Consider the following 21,548-nt stretch of genomic DNA (forward strand, 5'->3'; position numbering starts at 1 on the left):
ACATGCAATGCAGGGAAACTTGCCGATCGCCAGCCGCAGCGATAGCGTGCGCTGATTCCTCTCTGCCAGGTGCACCGTGACCGCCGCCACCGTCCCTTCCCGCCGCTCCTTCCTGCACCTGGCCGGCACCGGGCTGGCCCTGTCCGGCCTGGGGTGGTCCCCCACCCCGGCGACCGCCGCGCCGGCCGCATCCAGCACCGCCAGCGATGGCCCGGTGCTGCTGAACTTCAACGAATGCCCGTATGGCCCCGCCCCCGCCGCGCAGGCCGCAGCGCGCGACAGCGTGGCCGGCAGTGGGCGCTACCGGTTCGCCCTGGCCGGCGAACTGCGCGACCTGTTCGCTGCCCAGGAAGGCCTCGACAACGCGCACGTGCGACTGTATCCCGGCTCCAGCGAGCCGTTGAACCGCGCTGCGATCCTGTGGACCTCGGCCAGCGCGGGGCTGGTGGTTGCCGACCCGACGTTTGAAGCCCTCGGCGACCTCGCCGCCGCCCGCGGGGCCACGGTGGCCAAGGTGCCATTGCGCGGTGACGGCGCACATGACGTGCGCGCGATGGTCGCCGCTGCCGCCCGCATCAACGCCGGGCTGCTGTACCTGTGCAACCCCAACAATCCCACCGGCTCGATCACCGCAGCGGCCGACATCGCCTGGCTGCTGGCCAACAAGCCCCGCCAGACCCGCGTCCTGGTCGACGAGGCCTACCTGCAGTACAGCGCGCAGCGCTCGGTGATCGGCCAGGTGCTGCAGCGCGATGACGTGATCGTGCTGCGTACGTTCTCCAAGTTGTACGGCATGGCCGGGTTGCGCCTGGGCGTGGCCGCCGCGCACCCGGACCGGCTGCGCGAGCTGGCCAGCCTGGGCGACAACCCACTGCCGGTGCCTGCGCTGGCCGCAGGCCTGGCCAGCCTGCGCGAACCCGGGCTGGTCGCGCTGCGGCGTACCGAAAACGCGCGTATCCGCCAGGCCAGCGTGGCATGGCTGGGCCAGCGCGGCTTTGCCTGCGTGCCCTCGGAAGCCAACTGCTTCGTGGTCGACGTGCAACGCGATGGCACCGCATTCGCCGCCGCCATGGCCGCGCGTGGCGTGGTGATCGGCCGCAGCTGGCCGATCTGGCCGCAGCGGGTGCGGGTGACCGTAGGCACCGAAGCGGACATGGCGCGCTTCGGCGAGGCGTTCGCCGCGGTGGTGGGCGCGTAGCACCCCATTCGGGGAAATGCCGTGGGTGCCGTGCCATTGATCAGGCGCCCCCTTGAGTCAAGGGGGCGCGCCGACAGGCGCGGGGATATGGCGGAAACATGCGGAACCGGTGGCTTGCAACGCAAACCGCAGGTCGCCTTACCAGCGCGGTGCCTTGGTAAGCGGCGGGGCCTGGTGCTGGCGATCGTAGGCGCGCAGTTCGTCGCGGATGTGGGCGATGCGCTGGCGGCCGAGGGCGTTGCGGCTGTCATCCAGTACCACGCCGTCGAGCAGCTCGCCCATGCGCTGCACGGTGGGCAGCATTTTTTCCCAGGCATCCAGCGCGGTCAACGGTGCCGGCAACGTCAAAAAGAAGGCGATCGCCGGGGTTTCCATCTCGCGGATGTTGGCCATGTCGAAGCTGCCCGGCTTCATGATGCTGGCCATCGAGAAGATCGGGCCGCGCTCGGGATGGCCTTCCACCAGACGGTGGAACACGTTCATGTGGCCAAACACCAGCCCGGTCTTTTCGGCCGCTACCACGATGTCTTCGCCGCGCAGCTGCTCGCCGGCGCGGGCGGCGACGAACAGCGAAACGATCTTGTCGAAGTCCTGGTTGGCGCGCTTGCCCAGGTCGCTGGCGCCATCGACCTCGGGCAGGCCCAACTCGGCCTGGGTCACCCCGTCCTCGCCGGCCGCACCACTGACGGCGGGATCGGCGGTGCCAGCCTCGCCCAGGCTGGGCTCACGGCGCTGGCCGGTGCCCCCCTCGGCCGCGTCCACGCGACGGCCCTGGGACTTCTTCTTCGGGCGGCCAAACAGGAAGATCGCGGCGATCAACAGCAGGCCGGCGGCCAGGATGCCGATGCGGAGCAGTGCCATGTCGGACATTCGGTGGGGGTCTCCGGCTAAATACGTTCAGATAAGCATGGCACGTCAGGCGGCGCCCGCCAATCGTGCCGCCTCTTCCAGGTCCACGCTGACCAGGCGGCTGACGCCCGGTTCGCGCATGGTCACGCCCGACAACTGGTGCGCGGCCTCCATGGTGGCCTTGTTGTGGCTGACGAACAGGAACTGCACCTTCTCGCTCATTTCCTTGACCATGTTGGCCAGACGACCGACGTTGGCTTCGTCCAGCGGGGCATCCACTTCGTCCAGCAGGCAGAACGGCGCCGGGTTGAGCTGGAAGATCGCAAACACCAGCGCCACCGCGGTCATCGCCTTTTCGCCACCGGACAGCAGCGAGATGCTGGACACGCGCTTGCCCGGCGGACGCGCCATGATGGTCACACCGGTGTCGAGAAGGTCTTCACCGGTCAGTTCCAGGTAGGCATGGCCGCCGCCGAACAGGCGCGGATACAGCTGCTGGACGCCGGCGTTGACCCGGTCGAAAGTGTCCTTGAAGCGGCCGCGGGTCTCGCGGTCGATCTTGCGGATCGCATCTTCCAGGGTATCCAGCGCGGTGGTCAGGTCGGTGTTCTGCGCGTCCAGGTAGTCCGACCGCTGCGCGGCTTCGCCGTACTCCTGGATCGCGGCCAGGTTGACCGGCTCCAGGCGGCGCATGCGCCCGTCGATCTGCTGCACCGACTGCTCCCAATCGCCGAGGCGCGCCTCGTCGGGCAGGCTGTTGATCACGTCCTGCAGCACGAAACCGGCCTTTTCCACCGCGGCGGTGAGCTGGTCGGCGCTGAGCACCAGGGCCTGCTGGTCGAGCTTGCGCTGGGAAATGCGCTCGCGCTGGGCCAATGCCTGTTCGTCGCGCTGGTGGCGGGTCTGCTCGAAGCTGCGCAGTTCCGCATCGATGCCTTCGAGCAGGGTGCGCGCTTCGCCAAGCACGCGGTCGACACGGACGCGCTCGCCGAGGGCGTTCTGGTGCTCGGCCTCCAGCGTCTGCACGGGCGAGTCGCCGTGATCGAGCTGCGAATGCAGTTCGCCCAGGCGCGAGTCGAGCTGGCCACGCTGGCTGCTCATGCGCTCCAGCGCCTGGCTCAGCGCGCTGACCTGGGTTCGCTGCGACTCCAGGGTGAGGGCCAGCGAATGGGCGGCCTCGCGCACGTTGCGGGCCGCGTCGCGGGCCTGGTCGCGGGCATCGGTGAACTGGCGGCGCTCGGCTTCCAGCGCCTGCCGCACCGACTCCAGGTCGCCCATGCTGTTGACCGCATCGTCCAGCCGCGCGCGCGCTTCGCGTACCTGTTCGCGGCCAAGGTCGAGGTTTTCCAGTAGTTGCGACAGCTCGCCTTCGATGCGATCAATGCGGGTGCGTGCGGCCTCCACCTTGCCCTGCTGGCTCTGCAGCTGGCCGCCGAGTTCGGAGACACTGCGGTGCGCAAGGTACAGCTGGCGCTGCGCATCTTCGCGCTGTTGTTCGCCGGCCAGCAGCTGGTCGCGGAATCCGGCCAGGCGTTGTTCCAGGTCGGCTTCGCGCTCCTGCAGGCTGTCGATCTGCTCACGCAGGGTGACGATGTCGCGCTCGCGCAACAGCGCGCCCTGCTTGGCCGCACCGGAACGCGACACCCGCACCCAGCCTTCGCCGAGGCGTTCGCCGCTGCGGGTGATGATCGAGTCGCCTTCGGCCAGCTGCGGCAGCAGGGCACGGGCCTGGTCGAGGTCGTCGGCGGCATGCAGGCGGGCCAGCAGGCGACGGATCGCGGTGGGGCCCTGCACTTTGGCCGCCAGCGAGGTGGGCGCAACCTGCAGGGGTTCCTGCCCGGCGGCGACCAGGGCAATGCGGCCGTCGCCGAGTTCGGCCAGTTCGGCGACCAGGTGTTCGGGGGCATCCACCAGCACGCCTTCGATCAACTGGCCCAGCGCGCTTTCGACCGCATTCTCCCAACCGCTTTCCACGCTCAGGCGTTCGCCGACGCGGGCACCGGAATCGAGCTTGCGGGCCTTCAGCCAGGCCACGGCCGCGCCCTGCTCCTGGCCGAGTGCGGCCTGCTGCAGGGTTTCCAGCGAGGACAGGCGGCCGCGGGCGCCCTGGGCCTGCTTGCGGATATCGGCCAGCTCGGTCTGGCCGCTGCGCTGGCGGTCCTGCAGGCCAGCGACGGCGTGCTTGCGTTCTTCCACCTGTTCGTTGAGGCCGTCGAGCGCGCCCTTCTGGGTTTCGTGCTGCAGCTGCAGCGCTTCAAAGGCCAGGTCGAGAGCGTCAAGGTCGAGACCGGTGCGTTCGGTGGTCAGTGTTTCGCGGCGGCGGTCGGCTTCCAGCACCTGTCGGTCGAGATAGTCGACACGGGTACGTTCGACTTCGCCCGTGCGCGAGGCTTCGGAGGTCGTGCGGGTATGGGATTCCCAGCGCGCCTGCCAGTCGGCCAGCCTGGCCTCGGCGTCGCGCAGGGATTCCTGTTTGATGTCGTTTTCTTCCTGCAGCTGCTCGAGCTGGGGTTCGGCCAGGTCAACCGCCTCGCGCAGGACCATCAGCTTGGCTTCGTCGCCGCTGATGTGCTGGCCCAGTTCGGCGAGCGCCTGCTGGGTTTCGTCGCGGGCCTTGTTGAGGCGCTGCGACATTTCACGCTGGTGCTGGATCTGCTGTTCCAGCCGGGCCAGGGTGCTGCCCACCTGGTAGACCTCGGCCTGGGCGGTGCTGAGCGCATCGGCCGCTTCTTCGCGGCGGACGCGGCTGGTTTCGATGCGGGTTTCGGCGTCACGCTGTTCGGCGATCAGCTGCTGCAGTTTGGTTTCTTCGCGCGACAGCGCTTCGCGCAGGCCACCCAGGCGGGTATCCAGGCCGCGGAATTCCAACGCTTTCCACTCGGCATCCTTGACCTTGCGCTCTTCCTGCAGGGCTTGGTACTGCTCGGCCTGGCGGGCCTGGCGCTTGAGGTGTTCAAGCTGCTTGCCGATCTCTTCGCGCAGGTCGCTGAGGCGGTCGAGGTTCTCGCGGGTGTGGCGGATGCGGGTTTCGGTTTCCTTGCGGCGCTCCTTGTACTTGGAGATGCCGGCGGCTTCTTCCAGGTACACGCGCAGGTCTTCGGGGCGGGCTTCGATGATCTGGCTGATCATGCCCTGTTCGATGATGGAGTAGCTGCGCGGGCCCAGGCCGGTGCCGAGGAACAGGTCGGTGATGTCGCGGCGGCGGCACTTGGTGCCGTTGAGATAATAGTTGCTGGTGCCGTCGCGGCTGACCAGGCGCTTGACCGAGATTTCGTTGAACGAGGCGTACTCGCCGGAAATGGTGTGGTCGGAGTTGTCGAAGATCAGTTCGACGATCGCCTGGGAAACCGGCTTGCGCGCCGAGGAGCCGGAGAAAATGACGTCGGTGAGGGAGTCGCCACGCAGGCGGCTGGCCGAACTCTCGCCCATGACCCAGCGCACGGCATCGATGATGTTGGATTTGCCACAGCCATTGGGCCCGACCACGCCGGTCATGTTGGTGGGCAGGTGCAGCGTGGTCGGATCGACGAAGGATTTGAAGCCGGACAGCTTGATCGTGGACAGACGCATGGCGTGGTTGGTTTCCGGGCCGGAGCCTTCAGCAGGCCCCCGCCATGGTGGATGTCGGGGCGATTTTGACCTTCAAGCCATTGATGTTGCTGGAATTCAACGATCCTGAGGGTGACGCGATAGCCCGAGTATAACGGGGCGGGTGTTCCACGGGCGGGAGGGCCGGGAAAGGCTCGGAGCCGAGGCCAGAGCAAGGCTCGCATCTCGTCTCCACCAGGGCGGGCCGGTGTGGGTGGAATCGCGGGACACGCCGTAAACCCGTCCTTGGGGGCTCGTGAGCGCCATCCATGGCGCTCAACGGTCCCGCGACCCCACCCACACCGACCCAAGACAGTGGGCTGGTATGCATGGGAAAAGCCCAAGGCGGCGGCTGCACGCCCCGACTGCCTTCCCCTCATCCCAACCACTACTCAATATCTCGAATGACGCAGCACGAATGAATGATTGCAGGTGCAGCTGCAGTCACCACCCGCCCGCACCAGAAATCTCGGCAGAGGGTGCCGGGTAGCCTTGGCCGGGACCGTAAGCGGCATGGATGCCGCTTACGAGCCCCCATGGACGGGTTCACGGCGTGTCCCGGCCAAGGCTACCCGGCACCCTCCCTCAGATAACCGACGCGCCGGCTGTTGCTGTTGCCGTTGCTCGGCACTGGCTTTTCAGCTTCTAAAAAGAACCAACCCCACAAACAAAAACGGGCACCCTCGCGGGCGCCCGTTTCAGCGATTCCAACCTTTCGGCAGGGATCAGGCCTTTTCGGCTTCCACAACCACCTTGACGGTGGTTTCCACGTCGGCGTGCAGGTGAACGGTCACCTCGTACTCGCCCACGTTGCGGAAGGCGCCTTCGCCCAGGATCACTTCGCTCTTTTCCAGCGGCAGGCCGGCAGCGGTGAAGGCTTCGGCGATGTCGCGCGGGCCAACCGAACCGTACAGCTTGCCTTCCGTCGACGCGTTGGCGGCGATGGAGACGCTCTTGCCTTCCAGCTTGGCCTTGCGGGCTTCGGCGTCAGCGTGGATCGACTGGGCCTTGGCTTCGTAATCGGCGCGCTTGGCTTCGAACTCGGCAACGTTGGTGGTGGTGGCCGGAACGGCCCTGCCGGTCGGGACGAGGAAGTTGCGGCCGTAGCCCGGCTTCACGTCGACCAGATCGCCCAGACCGCCGAGGTTGGTGACCTTCTGGAGAAGAATCAGCTTCATGGTGTAGCTCCAAATATGTATTCGTTAGCGAGGCGTGGCCCCGCAGCGATGGCTGTCCGAATATCCGAACGGCAGACCGTGAAACCGCCCGACGCTTTGCAGCGCGGGCGGCCAGGTCCACGAAAGCGGCGACCGAAGCCGCCGGCTTTCATCAGATGTCGTGATTGTCGGTGTACGGGATCAGGGCCAGGAAACGGGCGCGCTTGACGGCCGTTGCCAGCTGGCGCTGGTACTTCGACTTGGTACCGGTGACGCGGCTCGGCACGATCTTGCCGTTCTCGGTCAGGTACTGGCGCAGGGTGTTGAGATCCTTGTAATCGATCTCCTTGACACCTTCGGCGGTGAACTTGCAGAACTTGCGGCGACGGAAGAACTTGGACATGTCAGTGCTCCTTAAGCGGCCGAAGCGGCGTCTTCGCCGGCTTCGGTGTCAGCGGCGGCGGGGGTGGTGGTTTCACCTTCTTCGTCATCACGACGACGACGTTCGCCACGCTCGGGCTTCTCGCCCTTCTCGTCCTTGCTCTTCATGATCAGCGACTGCTCGGTGTCAGCTTCGTCACGCTTGATGACGAGGTTGCGCAGCACGGCGTCGTTGAAGCGGAAGCTTTCCACCAGCTCGCTCAGCACGGCCTGGTCGCACTCGATGTTGAGCATCACGTAGTGGGCCTTCACCAGGTTCTGGACCGGGTAAGCCAGCTGACGACGGCCCCAATCTTCCAGACGGTGGATGGTGCCGTTGCCGTTCTCGACCAGCGCCTTGTAGCGCTCGATCATGGCCGGGACCTGTTCGCTCTGGTCGGGATGGACCAGGAACACGATTTCGTAATGACGACTCATGTGTTTTAACCTTTCGGATGTGGCCCTCGCGGGCCGGACAGCCCCCCGCAGATGAACGCGGTGGGGCAAGAGCCCTGCCCGGAATCAGGCAGGAAGCCGCAAATTATGGCAGCAACCGGGCTTCACGGCAAGCCAGCGTGGGCATTGCCGTCACCGGGGGGCCGGATTCAGGCCTTGTCGGCCTCGGTGGTGAAACTCTCGCCGCAGCCGCACTCGGCGGTGGCGTTCGGGTTCCTGAACGTGAAAGTCTCGCTCAGCCCCTGCTTGCCGAAGTCGATTTCAGTGCCGTCCACCAGCGCCAGGCTGTCGGCGTCCACGTAAACGCGCACCCCGTCCTGCTCGAACACGGTGTCGCCTTCGCGCTGGTCGCGGGCCAGGTCGGTGATGTGGCCCCAACCGGAGCAACCGGTTCGGGTGACGCCAAAACGCAGGCCCAGCGCGCCCGGGGTCTGGGCGACGAACTTCTGCACGCGGGCAAAGGCAACGGGGGTAAGGCTTACAGCCATGACGGGCAACTCCAGCGGATCGGGACCATTATAGGAGCCTGGGCGGGCCAGAAATGCCTCGCAAGCAGAACGCTGCACCCGTTAAACTCCTCATTCAGAGATCGAGTCGATCAACAGAGGATTCAAGTCATGACGGTGGTCAGCGTTGAACATGCGCTTGCCGGGAAAATCCCGGAAGGCGGCGAGGCAACCGTACGCGGTTGGGTACGGACGGTGCGCGGCTCGGCGGCGCTGGCCTTCGTCAATGTCACCGACGGCTCCTGCTTTGCCCCCATCCAGGTGGTGGCCAATGACACGCTGGGCAATTTCGACGAAATCAAGGCGCTGACCCCGGGCTGCTCGGTGATCGCCCGTGGCACCCTGGTCAAATCCCAGGGCAAGGGCCAGTCCTTCGAGATCCAGGCCAGCGACATCCAGATCGTCGGCCTAGTCGAAGACCCGCTGACCTACCCGATCCAGCCCAAGCCGATGAGCGCGGAGTTCCTGCGTGAAGTGGCGCACCTGCGCCCGCGCACCAACCTGTTCGGCGCGGTCACCCGCATCCGCAACTGCCTGTCCCAGGCCGTGCACCGGTTCTTCCACCAGAACGGGTTCAACTGGATCAGCACCCCGATCATCACCACGTCCGATGCCGAGGGCGCCGGCCAGATGTTCCGGGTCTCGACCCTGGACATGGCCAACCTGCCGCGCAACGACAAGGGCGAGGTCGACTTCAGCCGTGACTTCTTCGGCAAGGAAACCTTCCTGACCGTGTCCGGCCAGCTCAACGTGGAGGCCTACTGCCTGGCGCTGAGCAAGGTCTACACGTTCGGGCCGACCTTCCGCGCCGAAAACTCCAACACCACCCGTCACCTGGCGGAGTTCTGGATGATCGAGCCGGAAATCGCCTTCGCCGACCTGGCCGAAGACGCGCGCCTGGCCGAGCAGTTCCTGAAGTACCTGTTCCGTGCGGTGCTCGATGAGCGTGGCGACGACCTGGCCTTCCTGGCCGAGCGCGTGGACAAGAACGCGATCACCAAGCTGGAAGACTTCATCAACGCGCCATTCGAGCAGATCGACTACACCGAGGCGGTGAAGCTGCTGCAGAAGGCCGACAGGAAGTTCGACTTCCCGGTCGAGTGGGGCCTGGACCTGCAGACCGAACACGAGCGCTGGCTGACCGAAGAACACATCGGCCGCCCGGTGGTGGTGACCAACTACCCCGAGCACATCAAGGCGTTCTACATGCGCCTGAACGATGACGGCAAGACGGTCGCGGCGATGGACGTGCTGGCCCCGGGCATCGGCGAGATCATCGGTGGCAGCCAGCGCGAAGAACGCCTGGACGTACTGGATGCGCGCATGGCGCAGTTCGGCCTGGACCGCGAACACTACGGCTGGTACCGCGATTTCCGCCGCTACGGGTCGGTGCCGCATGCCGGTTTCGGCCTGGGCTTCGAGCGCCTGGTGGTATACGTGTGCGGGCTGGGCAACATCCGCGACGCCATCCCCTACCCACGCGCGCCGGGCAGCGCCGAGTTCTGACCGGCTACGGAGGCACTGGACCATGACCTTGTTTTTCGCGCTGTGTTTCGTCGGCGTGGCCATCGCCGGGTTCAGTGCTTTCGTGATTTTCTGGCCGCTGACCCTGATCCATATCCGTGATCGCCACCCGCCGCTGGCCGAGCGTTTCGGCACCGGCGCGTTCCTGCGCCCGGACGCGCTGCGCTGGCTGCTGGGCCGCGACTACCGGCACACCCCGGACCGCTCGCTGTCCGGGCTGGCCGCGCCGGCCTGGATATCACTGCTGACCTTGTTGGCCGGACTGGGCATGGCCGCCCTGCTCTGGCTGCTTTCGATGGTAATGACATGAACGACACCCTTTCCAACAACGACTCCTGGTTCCTGGCCAGTCTCGGCAATACCCTGATCTGGGCGCGCCTGCGGGTGCGTACCGGCGGCACCGCCGAAGTGCTCGACAGCGATGGCAATACGCTCAGCTACGACAGCGAAGACACCGCCCGTTCGCAGCTGTTCGATGCCGAGTTCGTGGCCTATGACGGGCTGGACGAAGAAGACGCGCTGATCCGCGGTTTCTCGCTGCATGAAGTGCAGCCGCCACAGGCCGGCAGCGACGACGCGCTGCAGGGCCGCATGGTGCAGAGCCTCGGCGCCCGCGCGTAACCGGCGATGTTCACCCCTTCGGCCTTCGCTGACACCGACCTGACCTGGCTGGACCGGCTGCTGGCGCGCGATGCGTTCGTCACCCTGGTGACCAACGGCGCCGACGGCTACCCGCAGGCCACGCGCCTGCCGGTGGTGTACACGCGGGATGCCGACGGCACCCTGATCGAGGGCCACTGGGCCAAACCGAATCCACAGGCCGGCCACGCCGGCCCGGCCACGCTGCTGGTGAACGGCCCGCACGCGTATGTGTCGCCAGGCTGGTATCCGGACAAGGTCGCGCAGGCGCGCGTCCCCACCTGGAACTATGCCGCGGCCGAACTGCGCGGCGTGCTGGAGCCGGTCACCGACCCGGACGCGCTGGTGGCGATGCTGGATGCACTGAGCACGCATTACGAAGGCACGGTGGGCGGCGACTGGGACCTGCTGCCGATCGAGCCGCGCCAGCAGCGCATGCTGGCCGGCATCGTCGGCTTCCGCTTCCGCCCGGCCCAAATACAGATCAAGCTCAAACTGAGCCAGAACCACCCGGAGGCGAACCAGCGCAGCGTGATCGACGCGCTGTCGACGCTGGACGCCCCGGCTTCCCGCGAGCTGGCGCAGTGGATGCGCTGGCGCCGCGACGGCGACACCGCCGGCTGACCCTTCCCGTTTCCCGCGACGCCGCGGCCAGGCTGGCCGCGCCTTGCCCCCCACCCTACGTCAGGGACACCTGCCCCATGAAAGACATCCACAAGCTGCTGCAGAACAACCGCGAATGGGCCGACCGGATCGAGAAGGAAGACCCGGAGTTCTTCCACCAGCTCGCCACGCAACAGCATCCGGAATACCTGTGGATCGGCTGCTCGGATTCGCGGGTGCCGGCCAACCAGATCATCGGCATGGCCCCGGGCGAAGTCTTCGTGCATCGCAACGTGGCCAACGTGGTGGTGCATACCGACCTGAACTGCCTCAGCGTGATCCAGTACGCGGTGGACCAGCTGAAGGTGAAGCACATCCTGATCGTGGGCCATTACGGTTGCGGCGGCGTACACGCCAGCCTGCACAACACGCGCGTGGGCCTGGCCGACAACTGGCTGCGGCACGTGGGCGATGTGGCGCAGAAGCACGCGGCGATCATGGACGCGATCGAGGACCCGGAGCTCAAGCACGCGCGGCTGTGCGAGTTGAACGTGATCGAGCAGGTGGTCAACGCGTGCCGTTCGACGATCGTGCAGGACGCCTGGGCGCGCGGGCAAAAGCTGATGGTGCACGGCTGGGTCTACAGCCTGCGGGACGGCCGGGTGCGCGAGATGGGCATTGACGTGGGCGCGCCGGAAGAGCTGCAGCCGGCTTACGAAAAGGCGTTGTCGTACGTGCCGCGCAGCGGCAAGCGCGACTGACCCTTCCCCACTACGGACATCGCACCATGCTCCCCATGCCGATCAACCTGCTGGGCTGGATCGAAGAACACCGGCATCTGCTGAAGCCGCCGGTGGGCAACAAGATGATCGAGAACGGGGACTTCATCGTGATGGTGGTCGGCGGGCCGAACAGCCGCACGGACTACCATTACGACGAGGGCCCGGAGTGGTTCTACCAGCTCGAAGGCGAGATGGTATTGAAAGTGCAGGAGGATGGCGCGGTGCGCGACATCCCGATCCGCGCAGGTGAGATTTTCCTGCTGCCGGGCAAGGTGCCACATTCCCCGCGCCGCCCACCCGGTGGCGTGGGGCTGGTAGTGGAACGCAAACGCCTGCCGCACGAGCAGGACGGGTTGATGTGGTTCTGCGAGCGCTGCAACCACAAGCTGTACGAAGAGTATTTCGCGCTGGAAAACATCGAAACGGATCTGCCGAAGGTGTTTGCGCGGTACCACGCGTCGGTGGAGCTGCGCACGTGCGGCACCTGCGGGCATGTGGACCCGCTGCCTGGGGTGGGTGTTGTTGAGGGGTGAGGGGCTGAAAAGCTGAAAAGCAACAGCGCAAGCAACAGCAACAGCAACAGCAACAGCCCAGGATCTGCATCATCCTGGCTTGGCCGGTCCGTGTGGATTGTCGGGGCACGCTGCAAGTACATCCTTGTAAGCTCCGTCGCCGCATCCATGCGGCTCAGGGCCCCGCCAACCCACACGGACCGACCTCTGACAGTTGATTGGTGCGGATGGGACGGCAAGTGCAGAGCACAGCGCTCCGGCTGCCGATGTGCCGCCCTCATTGGATGGCAGCGCGGGGTGAAATGGATGGCAGCCGGGCAGAGCCCGGCTCTACCTGCCCACTCCATCCCCTCCCTACTGTTTCGCCGGGCAGCGCCCGGCGCCGCGTGCCCGCGTTTCCCGTGCGCACCGGCCCTGTGTCAGGGCGTGGTGCGGGTGGGTTGCCGGGACCGTGTGTTGCCATGGATGGCAACACCGAGCCTCCATGGACGGATTTACGGCGTGTCCCGGCAACCCACCCGCACCGCGCCAGCCCAGCCACCGCACAGACAGCACGCTTGTGCCGTTGCCGTTGCCGTACGCCTCGAAAAAAACACAAACCACCCCACCCCATACCAGATTCAGCCCACACCGCCACCACCCGGATAAACTGTCCGTCACTGTCACCGCCGGTTGCACCATGTCCGACATTCTCAGCCGCACCCATGCCGTTGCCCTGGACGCCGCCGATCCCTTGCGCGCCATCCGCAACGACTTCCTCTTCCCCCAGCACAACCACCGCGACCAGACCTATTTCGTCGGCAACTCGCTGGGCCTGCAACCGCGTGGCGCGCGTGCCGCCGTGCAGGAAGTGATGGACAAATGGGCGTCGCTGGCCGTCGAAGGCCACTTCACCGGCGATACCCAATGGCTGCACTACCACCGCCTGGTCAGCGAACAGCTCTCCCGCATCGTCGGCGCACTGCCCAGCGAAGTGGTCGCCATGAACACCCTCAGCGTCAACCTGCACCTGATGATGGTCAGCTTCTACCGGCCCAGCGCCGAGCGCCCGGTCATCCTCATGGAAGCGGGCGCCTTCCCCACCGACCGCCATGCGGTCGAAGCGCAGATCCGCTTCCATGGCTTCGATCCGGCCACCGACCTCATCGAAGTCCAGCCCGACGAAGCCAACGGCACGATCTCCCTGCAGGCCATTGAACGGGCCATCGCAGAACATGGCCCCCGCCTGGCCCTGGTGCTCTGGCCCGGCGTGCAGTACCGCAGCGGCCAGGTGTTCGATCTGGACGCCATCACCCGCATGGCCCGCCTGCAGGGCGCGCGCGTCGGCTTCGACCTGGCCCATTCGGTTGGCAACGTGCCGCTGCAGCTGCACGATATCGCCCCGGACTTCGCGGTCTGGTGCCACTACAAGTACCTCAATGCCGGCCCGGGCGCCGTCGCCGGCTGCTTCGTCCACGAACGCCACCACCGCGACACCAGCCTGCCCCGCTTCGCCGGCTGGTGGGGCCACGAAGAGGCCACCCGCTTCAAGATGGCGCCCCAGTTCGTCCCCGCCGTCGGCGCCGAAGGCTGGCAGCTCAGCAACCCGCCCGTGCTCGGCCTGGCGCCCTTGCGCGCCGCCCTGGACGTCGTCGACAAGGCCGGCGGCATCACTGCCATGCGGGAGAAGTCGCTGCGCCTGACCGGCCTGCTCGACGCCCTCGTGCGCGCCCGCCTGCCCGGCGTGCTCGACGTACTCACCCCGTCCGAACCCGAGCGCCGCGGCTGCCAACTCTCGCTGCGCGTGGCCGGTGGTCGCGAGCAAGGGCGCAGCCTGTTCGAATTCCTGCAGACCGTCGGCGTGCTCGGCGACTGGCGCGAACCGGATGTCATCCGCATCTCGCCCACCCCGCTGTACAACCGTTACCAGGACCTGCACCACTTCATCGACGAAGTGGCCGCCTGGGCCGGCCACTGAGCCGCGCCTCCTCCCCCTTGCGGATATCGACGTGATCGCCACCCCCTCCCGCTCGTTGAGCATCATCGGCGCCGGCCTGGCCGGCTCCCTGCTCGCCATCCTGCTGTCCCGCCAGGGCTGGCGCATCACCCTGTATGAGCGTCGCGGCGACCCCCGCGTCAGCGATTACGAATCCGGCCGCTCGATCAACCTGGCGCTGGCCGAGCGCGGGCGCAATGCGCTGCGACAGGCCGGTGTCGAAGACGCGGTGATGGCCAAGGCCGTCATGATGCGCGGGCGCATGGTGCACCCGCGCCAGGGCGAGCCACAGCTGCAGCGCTACGGCCGCGACGACAGCGAAGTGATCTGGTCGATCCATCGCAGTGACCTCAACACCACCTTGCTGCAGCTGGCCGAGGATGCCGGCGCGCAGGTGCACTTCCATCGCCGCCTGCATACCGTCGACTTCGATGCCGGCTACGCCCGCTTCATCGATGATCGCGACGACCAGCCGCACGACATCCGTTTCGATACCCTGATCGGCGCCGATGGTGCCGGCTCGGCGCTGCGCGCGGCCATGAACCGCAAACAGCCGCTCGACGAACGCATCGATTTCCTCGACCACTCCTACAAGGAACTGGAGATCCCGCCGACCGCCGACGGCGGCTTCCGCATCGAGGCCAATGCCCTGCACATCTGGCCGCGCGGCCACTACATGTGCATCGCCCTGCCCAACGACGAAGGCACCTTCACCGTCACCCTGTTCCTGCCCAACGAAGGCAACCCCAGCTTTGCCACCACCTCCAGCGGTGCCGAAGCCGAGGCGTTGTTCGCGCGCGATTTCCCCGATGCACTGGCGCTGATCCCGAACCTGCGGCGCGACTGGGAACAACACCCGCCGGGCCTGCTGGGCACGCTGCACCTCAAGCACTGGCACCTGCAGGGCCGCGCCGTGCTGATCGGCGATGCCGCCCATGCGATGGTGCCGTTCCACGGCCAGGGCATGAACTGCGCGTTCGAAGACTGCATCGCACTGGCCACCCACCTGTCCCAGCAGGACACACTGGCCGCGGCCTTCACCGCCTTTGAGGCCGACCGCAAGCCCAACGCCGAAGCGATCCAGCAGATGGCACTGGAGAACTACCTGGAGATGCGCGACCGCGTCGCCGATCCCGCCTTCCTGCTGCAGCGCGAGCTGGAACAGGCGCTGCAGGCGCGCTGGCCCACCCGCTTCGTGCCGCACTACACCATGGTCACCTTCCTGCACACGCCGTATGCGTTGGCGCGGCAGCGCACCGACCTGCAACGGCGCATCCTCGAAGACGCCACTGCCGGGCTCGACAGCCTGGACCACATCGACTGGACCGCACTGGAGCACATCGTGCATACGCAGCTGCCGGTCCTGGAAGGAGCACGATGACGCGCGCCGACAGCTTTTTGTTCTACGACCTGGAAACCTTCGGCCAGGACCCGCGCCGCACCCGCGTTGCGCAGTTTGCCGCGATCCGCACCGATGCCGACCTGAACATCATCGACACCCCGGTCAGCTTCTACGTCAAACCGGCCGATGACCTGCTGCCTTCGCCGGTGGCCACGCTGATCACCGGCATCACCCCGCAGCATGCACGCGCGGTGGGCATCAGCGAGGCCGAGGCGTTCTCCCGCATCAACGACCTGATGGCGCGCCCGGGCACCTGCTCGCTGGGCTACAACACGCTGCGCTTCGACGATGAGTTCGTGCGCCATGGCCTGTTCCGCAACTTCTTCGATCCCTATGAACGCGAATGGCGCAATGGCAATTCGCGCTGGGACCTGCTGGACATGATGCGCCTGCTGCACGCGCTGCGCCCGGACGGCGTGGTGTGGCCGCAGCGCGAAGATGGCGCCACCTCGTTCAAGCTCGAGCACCTGGCCACCGCCAACCACGTGCGCCAGGGCGATGCCCATGAGGCGCTGTCGGATGTGCATGCCACCATCGGCATGGCGAAGCTGTTCAAACAGGCCCAGCCACGCCTGTGGGACTACGCGCTGAAGCTGCGCGACAAGCGCTTCGTCGGCAACCTGCTGGACCTGGACGCGATGCAGCCGGTGCTGCACATCTCGATGCGCTACCCGGCCCAGCGCCTGTGTGCGGCCCCGGTGCTGCCACTGGCGCGTCACCCCTACATCAACAACCGCATCATCGCCCTGGACCTGGAGGGCGACATCGACAGCGTATTGAACCTGCCGGCCGACGCCATCGCCGCCCGCCTGTACACCCGCGCGGCCGACCTGGCTGAAGGCGAGCAGCGCATCCCGCTCAAGGAAGTGCACCTCAACAAGGTGCCGGCGCTGGTGGCCTGGAACCACCTGCGCCCCGCCGACCACGCCCGCCTCGGCCTGGATGTGGCCGCGATCGAGGCCAACGCCGCGCGCCTGCGGGCGCTGGGCCCCGCGCTGGCCGAGAAGGTGCGCCAGGTGTATGGCGGCGAGCGCCCCCCGGCCGTCAATGATGTCGATGCCTCGCTGTATGACGGCTTCCTCGCCGACGGGGACAAGGCGCTGATGACCCGCATCCGCACCAGCCCGCCAGCCGAGCTGGCCAGCTTCGCCGAGCGCCTGCGCGACCCGCGCATGCCGGAACTGCTGTTCCGCTATCGCGCCCGCAACCACCTGCAGACGCTGGACGATGCCGAACGGCAACGCTGGAACGACTACCGCCGCCAGCGCCTGCTGGGCGACACCGCGCTGGGCGAACAAAGCCTGCCGCAGTTCCGCGACCAGTTGGACGCGCTGGCCACCGAACACGCCGACGCCCCCGACAAGCTCGCCTTGCTGCAGCAGCTGCGCGACTGGGGCACCGACCTGGAGAACAGCTTGTGAGCGCGTATTTCAGCAACGCCAGCTTCACTTTCCTGCGTGGGCTTGCCAACAACAATGACAAGACCTGGTTCAACGAACACAGGCCGCAGTACGAAGACCATGTGCGCCAGCCGTTCCTGCGCCTGATCACCGACCTGCAACCGGACCTGGCCACGGTCAGCGAGCACTTCCGCGCCGACCCGCGGGGCGTTGGCGGGTCGCTGTTCCGCATCTACCGCGACGCGCGCTTCTCCAACGACAAGTCGCCGTACAAGAACTGGCAGGGGGCGCGCCTGTTCCATGAGCGGCGCAAGCAGGTGCCCGCGCCGTCGTTCTACATCCACCTGCAGCCGGGCGCAAGCTTCGTCGGTGCCGGGCTGTGGCATCCCGAACCGGCCACCCAGCGCAAGGTGCGGCACTTCATCGTCGACAACCCCGGTGCCTGGAAGGCTGCCGCGCACTCGCCGGTGCTGCGCAGGAAGTTCGATTTCGAGGAAAGCGAAAAGCTGGTGCGCGCGCCGCGTGGTTTCGAGCCGACGTTCGAGTTCATCGATGACCTCAAACACCGCAACTGGGTGTTCCTGCGCGCGTTGGACGACGCCACCATGACCGGCCCGAAGCTGCGCCAGACCCTGGCCAAGGACCTGGCCACGCTCGGCCCGTTCGTGGACTATCTGTGCGCCGCCCTGGACCTGGAATTCTGAGCACCGTGCCCGCCCCGGTCGCCATGGAAAAGCGCCTGCTGGGCCGCAGCGGCGTGCAGGTCTCGCCGATCGCGCTGGGCTGCTCGGGCTTCTGGGGCAACCGCCGCTTTGCCGAGGCCGATGCCGAACGCATCGTGCGCCGTGCGCTGGAACGCGGGGTCAACCTGTTCGATACCGGCCACAACTACTCGGCCTTCAACGCCGAACCGCGGCTGGGCCGGATTCTGCAGCGCGCGTTCGCCAGCCATCCACGCGATGGCCTGGTGATCTCCAGCAAGGCCGGCACCCTGACCGGGCAGGCCGGGATCAGCGGCGCCGAACAGCGCGATTTCTCCCCGGGGAACATCGAGCGCAGCTGCGCGACCTCGTTGCGCAACCTGCATTGCGACCACCTGGACATCTTCCAGCTGCACGGCATCGGCATCGACGAACTCAGCGATGAACTTCTCGGTGCGCTCGACCGGATGCGCCGCAACGGCATGTTCCGCCTGCTCGGGATCAACACCCATACCGGTGCGATCATGCGCCACATCGCCGCGCACCCCACGTTGTTCGATGTCGCCCTGATCGACTACAACGTCCTGCAGCAGGACCGCGAGCCGCTGATCGCGGCCATGCACAGCGCCGGCATCGGCGTGCTCGCCGGCACCGTACTGGCCCAGGGCCACCTGCTGCCGCCGCGTGCGCGGCTGCCACGGCTGGCCGACGCCTGGTACCTGGCGCGAGCATGGCTGAAGCCCTCCAGCCGCCAGTTGATGCGCAGCGCGCGCGGCATGCAGAAGGCTGTCGCCGGGGTGCGCTCGCAATCGCCCGGGCAGACCGCGTTCGCCTACGTCCTGCAGAACCCGGGCATCGCCAGTGGCGTGCTGGGCACCACGCGGACCGGCAACCTGGACCAGATCCTGGATACCCGCGTGGACGCGCTGCAGCCCGATGAACGCGCACGGCTGGTGGCCGCCTTCCAGCGGGCGGGACGCTCACCCAGCCAGTAACGTTCACACTTGCCGCGCCGTGGTGCGGCAAGCTCGGCATGTTTCCCTGCAGGTATGCACCGATGAAGAAACTTCCGTGGCTGCTGCTGGCCCTGCTGCTGGTGCTGGCGGGCGTGTTTTTCAGCGGCCCCTACCTGACCGTGCGCGGCCTGGGCCAGGCGATCGAAAACCGCGACACCGCCCGTCTGGACCGCTACGTCGACTTCCCGATGCTGCGCGCCAACCTGCGCGCGCAGCTCAACGACTACGTGGTCCGCCGCGCCGGACCGCAGCTGCAGTCCAACGTGCTCGGTGCATTGCTGCTCTCGGCCAGCGAGAAGCTGAGCGGTACGGCGGTGGATGCCATGGTCACGCCCACCGGCATCGGTGCATTGCTGGAAGGCCACACACTGTGGAAACGCGCCAGCAACGACCTGGAAAGCAACGACGCCTACGCCGCCCCGCGCAAGCCGCGCCCGCTGCAGGGCGCCGAGCACCGGTTCGAGTCGTTGTCACGGTTTACCGCCACCGCGCGTACGCCGCAGGGCGAACCGGTGGTATTCATCCTGCAGCGCTTCGGCCTGCGCTGGAAGCTGGTGGATATCCGCCTGCCGTTGGCCGACCCAGCCCGGTAGGTACCGACCGTTGGTCGGTACGGGGCCGTGCCGATCATTTTCACGCGCCACGACCAACGGTCGTGGCCTACCTTTTACGTCGCGTTGCCGATCATTGCCCTGCGCCATGCCCCACGCTCGTGGCCTACCCGTCGTTGGCCACGCCATGCGGGACGTGCCCGGCGGCCACGCTCTGGTGCTGGCGGGCGCTGTCGATGTTGTGCTGCGAATCATCGAAGAAGATATCCGCGCCAAACGCTTCCAGGAACGGCCCTTTGTGCCGCCCCCCCAGGAACAGGGCCTCGTCCAGGCGCACGCCCCATTCGCGCAGCGTGCGGATCACCCGCTCATGCGCCGGGGCCGAGCGCGCGGTGACCAGCGCGGTGCGGATCGGTGCATCTTCGCCGGCCGGGAACACCGCCTGCAGCGTGTGCAGGGCCGACAGGAAATTGCGGAACGGGCCGCCGCTGAGCGGCTCGCGTGCGTTCTCGCGTTCATGCCGGCCAAAGGCCTCCACGCCCTGCTCGCGCGAGATGCGCTCGCTTTCATCGCCGAAGATCACCGCATCGCCATCGAAGGCGATGCGCAGCTGGCCCAGCGGCCGGCCCAGGTCCACCTGCTCGGCCGCCGCGATGGTCTCGCCCGGCGGCTTGGGCAGGATGGTGGCCGCGGCGATGCCGTGCAGCAATGCGCGCCGCACCGATTCCGGGTTGGCCGACAGGAACAGGTCGGTGCCGAACGGCTTCACGTACGGCCAGGTCGGCTCGCCCGCGGTGAAGGTCGCGCGGATGATGCCCAGCCCGTAGTGCTGGATCGAATTGAAGATGCGCAGGCCCGTATCGGCTGAATTGCGCGACAGCAGGATCACCTCCACGCGCGGCTGCTCCGGCGACTGCCCCTGGTTGAGCGCCAACAGCTTGCGTACCACCGGGAAGGCCACGCCCGGGCGCAGCACATCGTCCTCGTGCTTGCGCTGGTACTCGGCGTAGGCGTCCACGCCCTCAGCCTCGAACAGCGCATGGCCCTCTTCCAGGTCGAACAGGGCGCGCGAGGTCACAGCTACGGTCAGCAAACGGGGGGTGTTGTCGCCCATGGCAGTCAGCAATCCAATGCGGCCGCAGCGGCCGGCCAGCCATTGTCCCACAGTGCATGGCCACTACGGCCAGGCCGGCTCAGAACATGAACTGTTCGCTGAGAATGCGGTCTTCGAGGTTGTGTTCCGGATCGAACAGCAAGGTGACCCGGCGCTCGCGCGACTCGCGGATGGTCACTTCGACCACGTCGCGGGTCTCGTGCGAATCGGCGGTGACGCTGACCGGGCGCTTGTAGGGGTCCAGCACGCGGAAGCGTACTTCGGTATCGGCCTTGAGGATCGCCCCGCGCCAGCGGCGTGGGCGATACGGTGCCAGGGGGGTGAGCGCGATGGTGTGCGAGCCCAGCGGCAGGATCGGGCCATGCGCGGAGTAGTTGTAGGCGGTGCTGCCGGCGGGGGTGGCCACCAGTACGCCATCGCCGATCAGCTCGGCCACGCGTTCCTGGCCATTGAGGTCCACGCCGATATGCGCGGCCTGGCGGGTCTGGCGCAGCAGCGAGACGTCGTTGTAGGCCAAGGAGCCGGTGGTGGTGCCCGATTCGGTGAGGGCGAGCATTTCCAGCGGGCGCAGGTGGGCCGGTTCGGCCCGTGCGATCCGCGCCGGCAGGTCTTCGTCGTCGCGGAACTGGTTCATCAGGAAGCCGACCGTGCCCAGTTTCATCCCGAACACCGGCTTGCCCAGCGCACCATGCCGATGCAGGGTCTGCAGCATGAAGCCATCGCCGCCGAGCGGGCACAGCACGTCGGCCTGTTCGGGCGGGCAATCGCCGTAGCGGGCCAGCACCTGTGCCAGCGCCTGCTGCGCGGCCTCGGTGTTGCTGGCCAGGAAGGCGATACGGGGGGAAGCGCTCATCAACGATCCGGTGCGGCGGGTTGTTGCCAGAGCATACCCGCCGCGTCCCCGGTAGGCCACGACCGTTGGTCGTGGCGTGGGGCTCCGGTCACAGGCGCGAAGCCGCAATTCGCTCGGGCTTGCCGCGAGCGTCCGGGGCCCTTGGGCGGCCGGCAGGCCCTTGTGCAAATGTCCCCCGGCCGACGCCTGCGGCGACGGCCTCCTCCTTTATTTTGCCAAGGGCCTGCCGGCCGTCCAAGGGCTCGGCTTGCGGAACGTGCATCAGCGTCACCACCAACGGTGGTGACCTACCTCCGCATGGG

At 67.1% G+C, this 21,548-nt stretch carries 21 protein-coding genes; 13 read left to right on the plus strand and 8 right to left on the minus strand.

Annotated elements, in window-relative coordinates:
- Positions 1 to 76: 76 nt before the first annotated feature.
- Positions 77 to 1,198 (plus strand): pyridoxal phosphate-dependent aminotransferase, encoded by a 1,122-nt coding sequence (locus tag AC3IR9_RS12890; protein ID WP_489291122.1) that lies wholly within the window; start codon positions 77 to 79, stop codon positions 1,196 to 1,198.
- A 138-nt stretch (positions 1,199 to 1,336) separates the two neighbouring features.
- Here the strand turns inward: AC3IR9_RS12890 and zipA are convergent, their stop codons facing one another.
- The 6 genes from zipA to AC3IR9_RS12920 form a co-directional block, all read right to left on the minus strand.
- Positions 1,337 to 2,068 carry a cell division protein ZipA gene (zipA, locus tag AC3IR9_RS12895; protein WP_489291123.1) on the minus strand — a complete coding sequence of 244 codons (732 nt, stop codon included), beginning with the start codon at positions 2,066 to 2,068 and terminating at the stop codon, positions 1,337 to 1,339.
- Positions 2,069 to 2,113: 45 nt separating this feature from the next.
- Positions 2,114 to 5,617 carry a chromosome segregation protein SMC gene (gene smc / locus AC3IR9_RS12900; protein ID WP_489291124.1) on the minus strand — a complete coding sequence of 1,168 codons (3,504 nt, stop codon included), beginning with the start codon at positions 5,615 to 5,617 and terminating at the stop codon, positions 2,114 to 2,116.
- 743 nt (positions 5,618 to 6,360) lie between these two features.
- Positions 6,361 to 6,813, minus strand: coding sequence for a 50S ribosomal protein L9 (gene rplI / locus AC3IR9_RS12905; protein ID WP_489291125.1), 453 nt, complete (start codon positions 6,811 to 6,813; stop codon positions 6,361 to 6,363).
- Positions 6,814 to 6,964: 151 nt separating this feature from the next.
- Positions 6,965 to 7,195: a 30S ribosomal protein S18 gene (rpsR, locus tag AC3IR9_RS12910; RefSeq protein ID WP_005926280.1), complete on the minus strand. Its 231-nt coding sequence runs from the start codon at positions 7,193 to 7,195 to the stop codon at positions 6,965 to 6,967.
- An 11-nt stretch (positions 7,196 to 7,206) separates the two neighbouring features.
- Complete coding sequence (gene rpsF, locus AC3IR9_RS12915) at positions 7,207 to 7,650, minus strand: 30S ribosomal protein S6 (protein WP_489291126.1); 444 nt, start codon at positions 7,648 to 7,650, stop codon at positions 7,207 to 7,209.
- 167 nt (positions 7,651 to 7,817) lie between these two features.
- A complete protein-coding gene (locus AC3IR9_RS12920) occupies positions 7,818 to 8,156 on the minus strand; it encodes a HesB/IscA family protein (protein WP_489291127.1) in 339 nt (112 codons plus the stop codon).
- A 129-nt stretch (positions 8,157 to 8,285) separates the two neighbouring features.
- Here AC3IR9_RS12920 and asnS point away from each other — a divergent pair, with 129 nt between their 5' ends.
- From asnS to AC3IR9_RS12980, 12 genes are all read left to right on the plus strand, one after another.
- The gene (gene asnS, locus AC3IR9_RS12925; RefSeq protein WP_489291128.1) at positions 8,286 to 9,680 is read left to right on the plus strand and encodes an asparagine--tRNA ligase; all 1,395 of its coding nucleotides are present in this window, start codon (positions 8,286 to 8,288) and stop codon (positions 9,678 to 9,680) included.
- A gap of 22 nt (positions 9,681 to 9,702) precedes the next feature.
- Entirely contained in the window at positions 9,703 to 10,008 is a 306-nt protein-coding gene (locus tag AC3IR9_RS12930; RefSeq protein WP_489291129.1) for a hypothetical protein, read from the plus strand.
- Positions 10,005 to 10,319, plus strand: coding sequence for a hypothetical protein (locus AC3IR9_RS12935; RefSeq protein WP_489291130.1), 315 nt, complete (start codon positions 10,005 to 10,007; stop codon positions 10,317 to 10,319). The genes AC3IR9_RS12930 and AC3IR9_RS12935 overlap by 4 nt, the downstream gene beginning before the upstream one ends.
- 6 nt (positions 10,320 to 10,325) lie before the next feature.
- Positions 10,326 to 10,961, plus strand: coding sequence for an FMN-binding negative transcriptional regulator (locus tag AC3IR9_RS12940; RefSeq protein ID WP_489291131.1), 636 nt, complete (start codon positions 10,326 to 10,328; stop codon positions 10,959 to 10,961).
- A 77-nt stretch (positions 10,962 to 11,038) separates the two neighbouring features.
- Positions 11,039 to 11,701, plus strand: coding sequence for a carbonate dehydratase (gene can / locus AC3IR9_RS12945; RefSeq protein ID WP_489291132.1), 663 nt, complete (start codon positions 11,039 to 11,041; stop codon positions 11,699 to 11,701).
- Between the two features lie 26 nt (positions 11,702 to 11,727).
- Positions 11,728 to 12,255, plus strand: a complete 528-nt coding sequence (locus AC3IR9_RS12950; RefSeq protein WP_489291133.1) for a 3-hydroxyanthranilate 3,4-dioxygenase — start codon at positions 11,728 to 11,730, stop codon at positions 12,253 to 12,255.
- A gap of 658 nt (positions 12,256 to 12,913) precedes the next feature.
- Positions 12,914 to 14,191 carry a kynureninase gene (gene kynU, locus AC3IR9_RS12955; RefSeq protein ID WP_489291134.1) on the plus strand — a complete coding sequence of 426 codons (1,278 nt, stop codon included), beginning with the start codon at positions 12,914 to 12,916 and terminating at the stop codon, positions 14,189 to 14,191.
- Positions 14,192 to 14,222: 31 nt separating this feature from the next.
- The gene (locus tag AC3IR9_RS12960; protein ID WP_489291135.1) at positions 14,223 to 15,590 is read left to right on the plus strand and encodes an FAD-dependent oxidoreductase; all 1,368 of its coding nucleotides are present in this window, start codon (positions 14,223 to 14,225) and stop codon (positions 15,588 to 15,590) included.
- The gene (gene sbcB, locus AC3IR9_RS12965; RefSeq protein ID WP_489291136.1) at positions 15,587 to 17,032 is read left to right on the plus strand and encodes an exodeoxyribonuclease I; all 1,446 of its coding nucleotides are present in this window, start codon (positions 15,587 to 15,589) and stop codon (positions 17,030 to 17,032) included. Before AC3IR9_RS12960 ends, sbcB begins: the two co-directional genes overlap by 4 nt.
- On the plus strand, positions 17,029 to 17,715 hold the full coding sequence (locus AC3IR9_RS12970) for a DUF2461 domain-containing protein (protein ID WP_489291137.1): 687 nt from the start codon (positions 17,029 to 17,031) through the stop codon (positions 17,713 to 17,715). Before sbcB ends, AC3IR9_RS12970 begins: the two co-directional genes overlap by 4 nt.
- A 23-nt stretch (positions 17,716 to 17,738) precedes the next feature.
- The gene (locus tag AC3IR9_RS12975) at positions 17,739 to 18,707 is read left to right on the plus strand and encodes an aldo/keto reductase (protein WP_489295828.1); all 969 of its coding nucleotides are present in this window, start codon (positions 17,739 to 17,741) and stop codon (positions 18,705 to 18,707) included.
- A 62-nt stretch (positions 18,708 to 18,769) separates the two neighbouring features.
- Positions 18,770 to 19,321, plus strand: coding sequence for a DUF2939 domain-containing protein (locus tag AC3IR9_RS12980; protein ID WP_489291138.1), 552 nt, complete (start codon positions 18,770 to 18,772; stop codon positions 19,319 to 19,321).
- 124 nt (positions 19,322 to 19,445) lie between these two features.
- Here the strand turns inward: AC3IR9_RS12980 and AC3IR9_RS12985 are convergent, their stop codons facing one another.
- Together AC3IR9_RS12985 and AC3IR9_RS12990 are read right to left on the minus strand one after the other, a co-directional pair.
- Positions 19,446 to 20,393, minus strand: a complete 948-nt coding sequence (locus tag AC3IR9_RS12985; protein WP_489291139.1) for a 5'-nucleotidase — start codon at positions 20,391 to 20,393, stop codon at positions 19,446 to 19,448.
- A gap of 79 nt (positions 20,394 to 20,472) precedes the next feature.
- Positions 20,473 to 21,246, minus strand: coding sequence for an NAD kinase (locus AC3IR9_RS12990; RefSeq protein WP_489291140.1), 774 nt, complete (start codon positions 21,244 to 21,246; stop codon positions 20,473 to 20,475).
- Positions 21,247 to 21,548 lie beyond the last annotated feature (302 nt).

This window comes from Stenotrophomonas sp. GL_101 (assembly GCF_057835675.1).

Bases quoted from the DNA above. Each gene is read 5' to 3' on its own strand.
- AC3IR9_RS12935 (WP_489291130.1), top strand. From the start codon at position 10,005: ATGAACGACACCCTTTCCAACAACGACTCCTGGTTCCTGGCCAGTCTC.
- rplI (WP_489291125.1), bottom strand. From the start codon at position 6,813: ATGAAGCTGATTCTTCTCCAGAAGGTCACCAACCTCGGCGGTCTGGGC.
- rpsR (WP_005926280.1), bottom strand. From the start codon at position 7,195: ATGTCCAAGTTCTTCCGTCGCCGCAAGTTCTGCAAGTTCACCGCCGAA.
- AC3IR9_RS12950 (WP_489291133.1), top strand. From the start codon at position 11,728: ATGCTCCCCATGCCGATCAACCTGCTGGGCTGGATCGAAGAACACCGG.
- AC3IR9_RS12990 (WP_489291140.1), bottom strand. From the start codon at position 21,246: ATGAGCGCTTCCCCCCGTATCGCCTTCCTGGCCAGCAACACCGAGGCC.
- AC3IR9_RS12975 (WP_489295828.1), top strand. From the start codon at position 17,739: ATGGAAAAGCGCCTGCTGGGCCGCAGCGGCGTGCAGGTCTCGCCGATC.
- AC3IR9_RS12985 (WP_489291139.1), bottom strand. From the start codon at position 20,393: ATGGGCGACAACACCCCCCGTTTGCTGACCGTAGCTGTGACCTCGCGC.
- kynU (WP_489291134.1), top strand. From the start codon at position 12,914: ATGTCCGACATTCTCAGCCGCACCCATGCCGTTGCCCTGGACGCCGCC.
- zipA (WP_489291123.1), bottom strand. From the start codon at position 2,068: ATGTCCGACATGGCACTGCTCCGCATCGGCATCCTGGCCGCCGGCCTG.
- AC3IR9_RS12920 (WP_489291127.1), bottom strand. From the start codon at position 8,156: ATGGCTGTAAGCCTTACCCCCGTTGCCTTTGCCCGCGTGCAGAAGTTC.
- AC3IR9_RS12930 (WP_489291129.1), top strand. From the start codon at position 9,703: ATGACCTTGTTTTTCGCGCTGTGTTTCGTCGGCGTGGCCATCGCCGGG.
- smc (WP_489291124.1), bottom strand. From the start codon at position 5,617: ATGCGTCTGTCCACGATCAAGCTGTCCGGCTTCAAATCCTTCGTCGAT.
- rpsF (WP_489291126.1), bottom strand. From the start codon at position 7,650: ATGAGTCGTCATTACGAAATCGTGTTCCTGGTCCATCCCGACCAGAGC.
- sbcB (WP_489291136.1), top strand. From the start codon at position 15,587: ATGACGCGCGCCGACAGCTTTTTGTTCTACGACCTGGAAACCTTCGGC.
- AC3IR9_RS12980 (WP_489291138.1), top strand. From the start codon at position 18,770: ATGAAGAAACTTCCGTGGCTGCTGCTGGCCCTGCTGCTGGTGCTGGCG.
- can (WP_489291132.1), top strand. From the start codon at position 11,039: ATGAAAGACATCCACAAGCTGCTGCAGAACAACCGCGAATGGGCCGAC.
- asnS (WP_489291128.1), top strand. From the start codon at position 8,286: ATGACGGTGGTCAGCGTTGAACATGCGCTTGCCGGGAAAATCCCGGAA.
- AC3IR9_RS12940 (WP_489291131.1), top strand. From the start codon at position 10,326: ATGTTCACCCCTTCGGCCTTCGCTGACACCGACCTGACCTGGCTGGAC.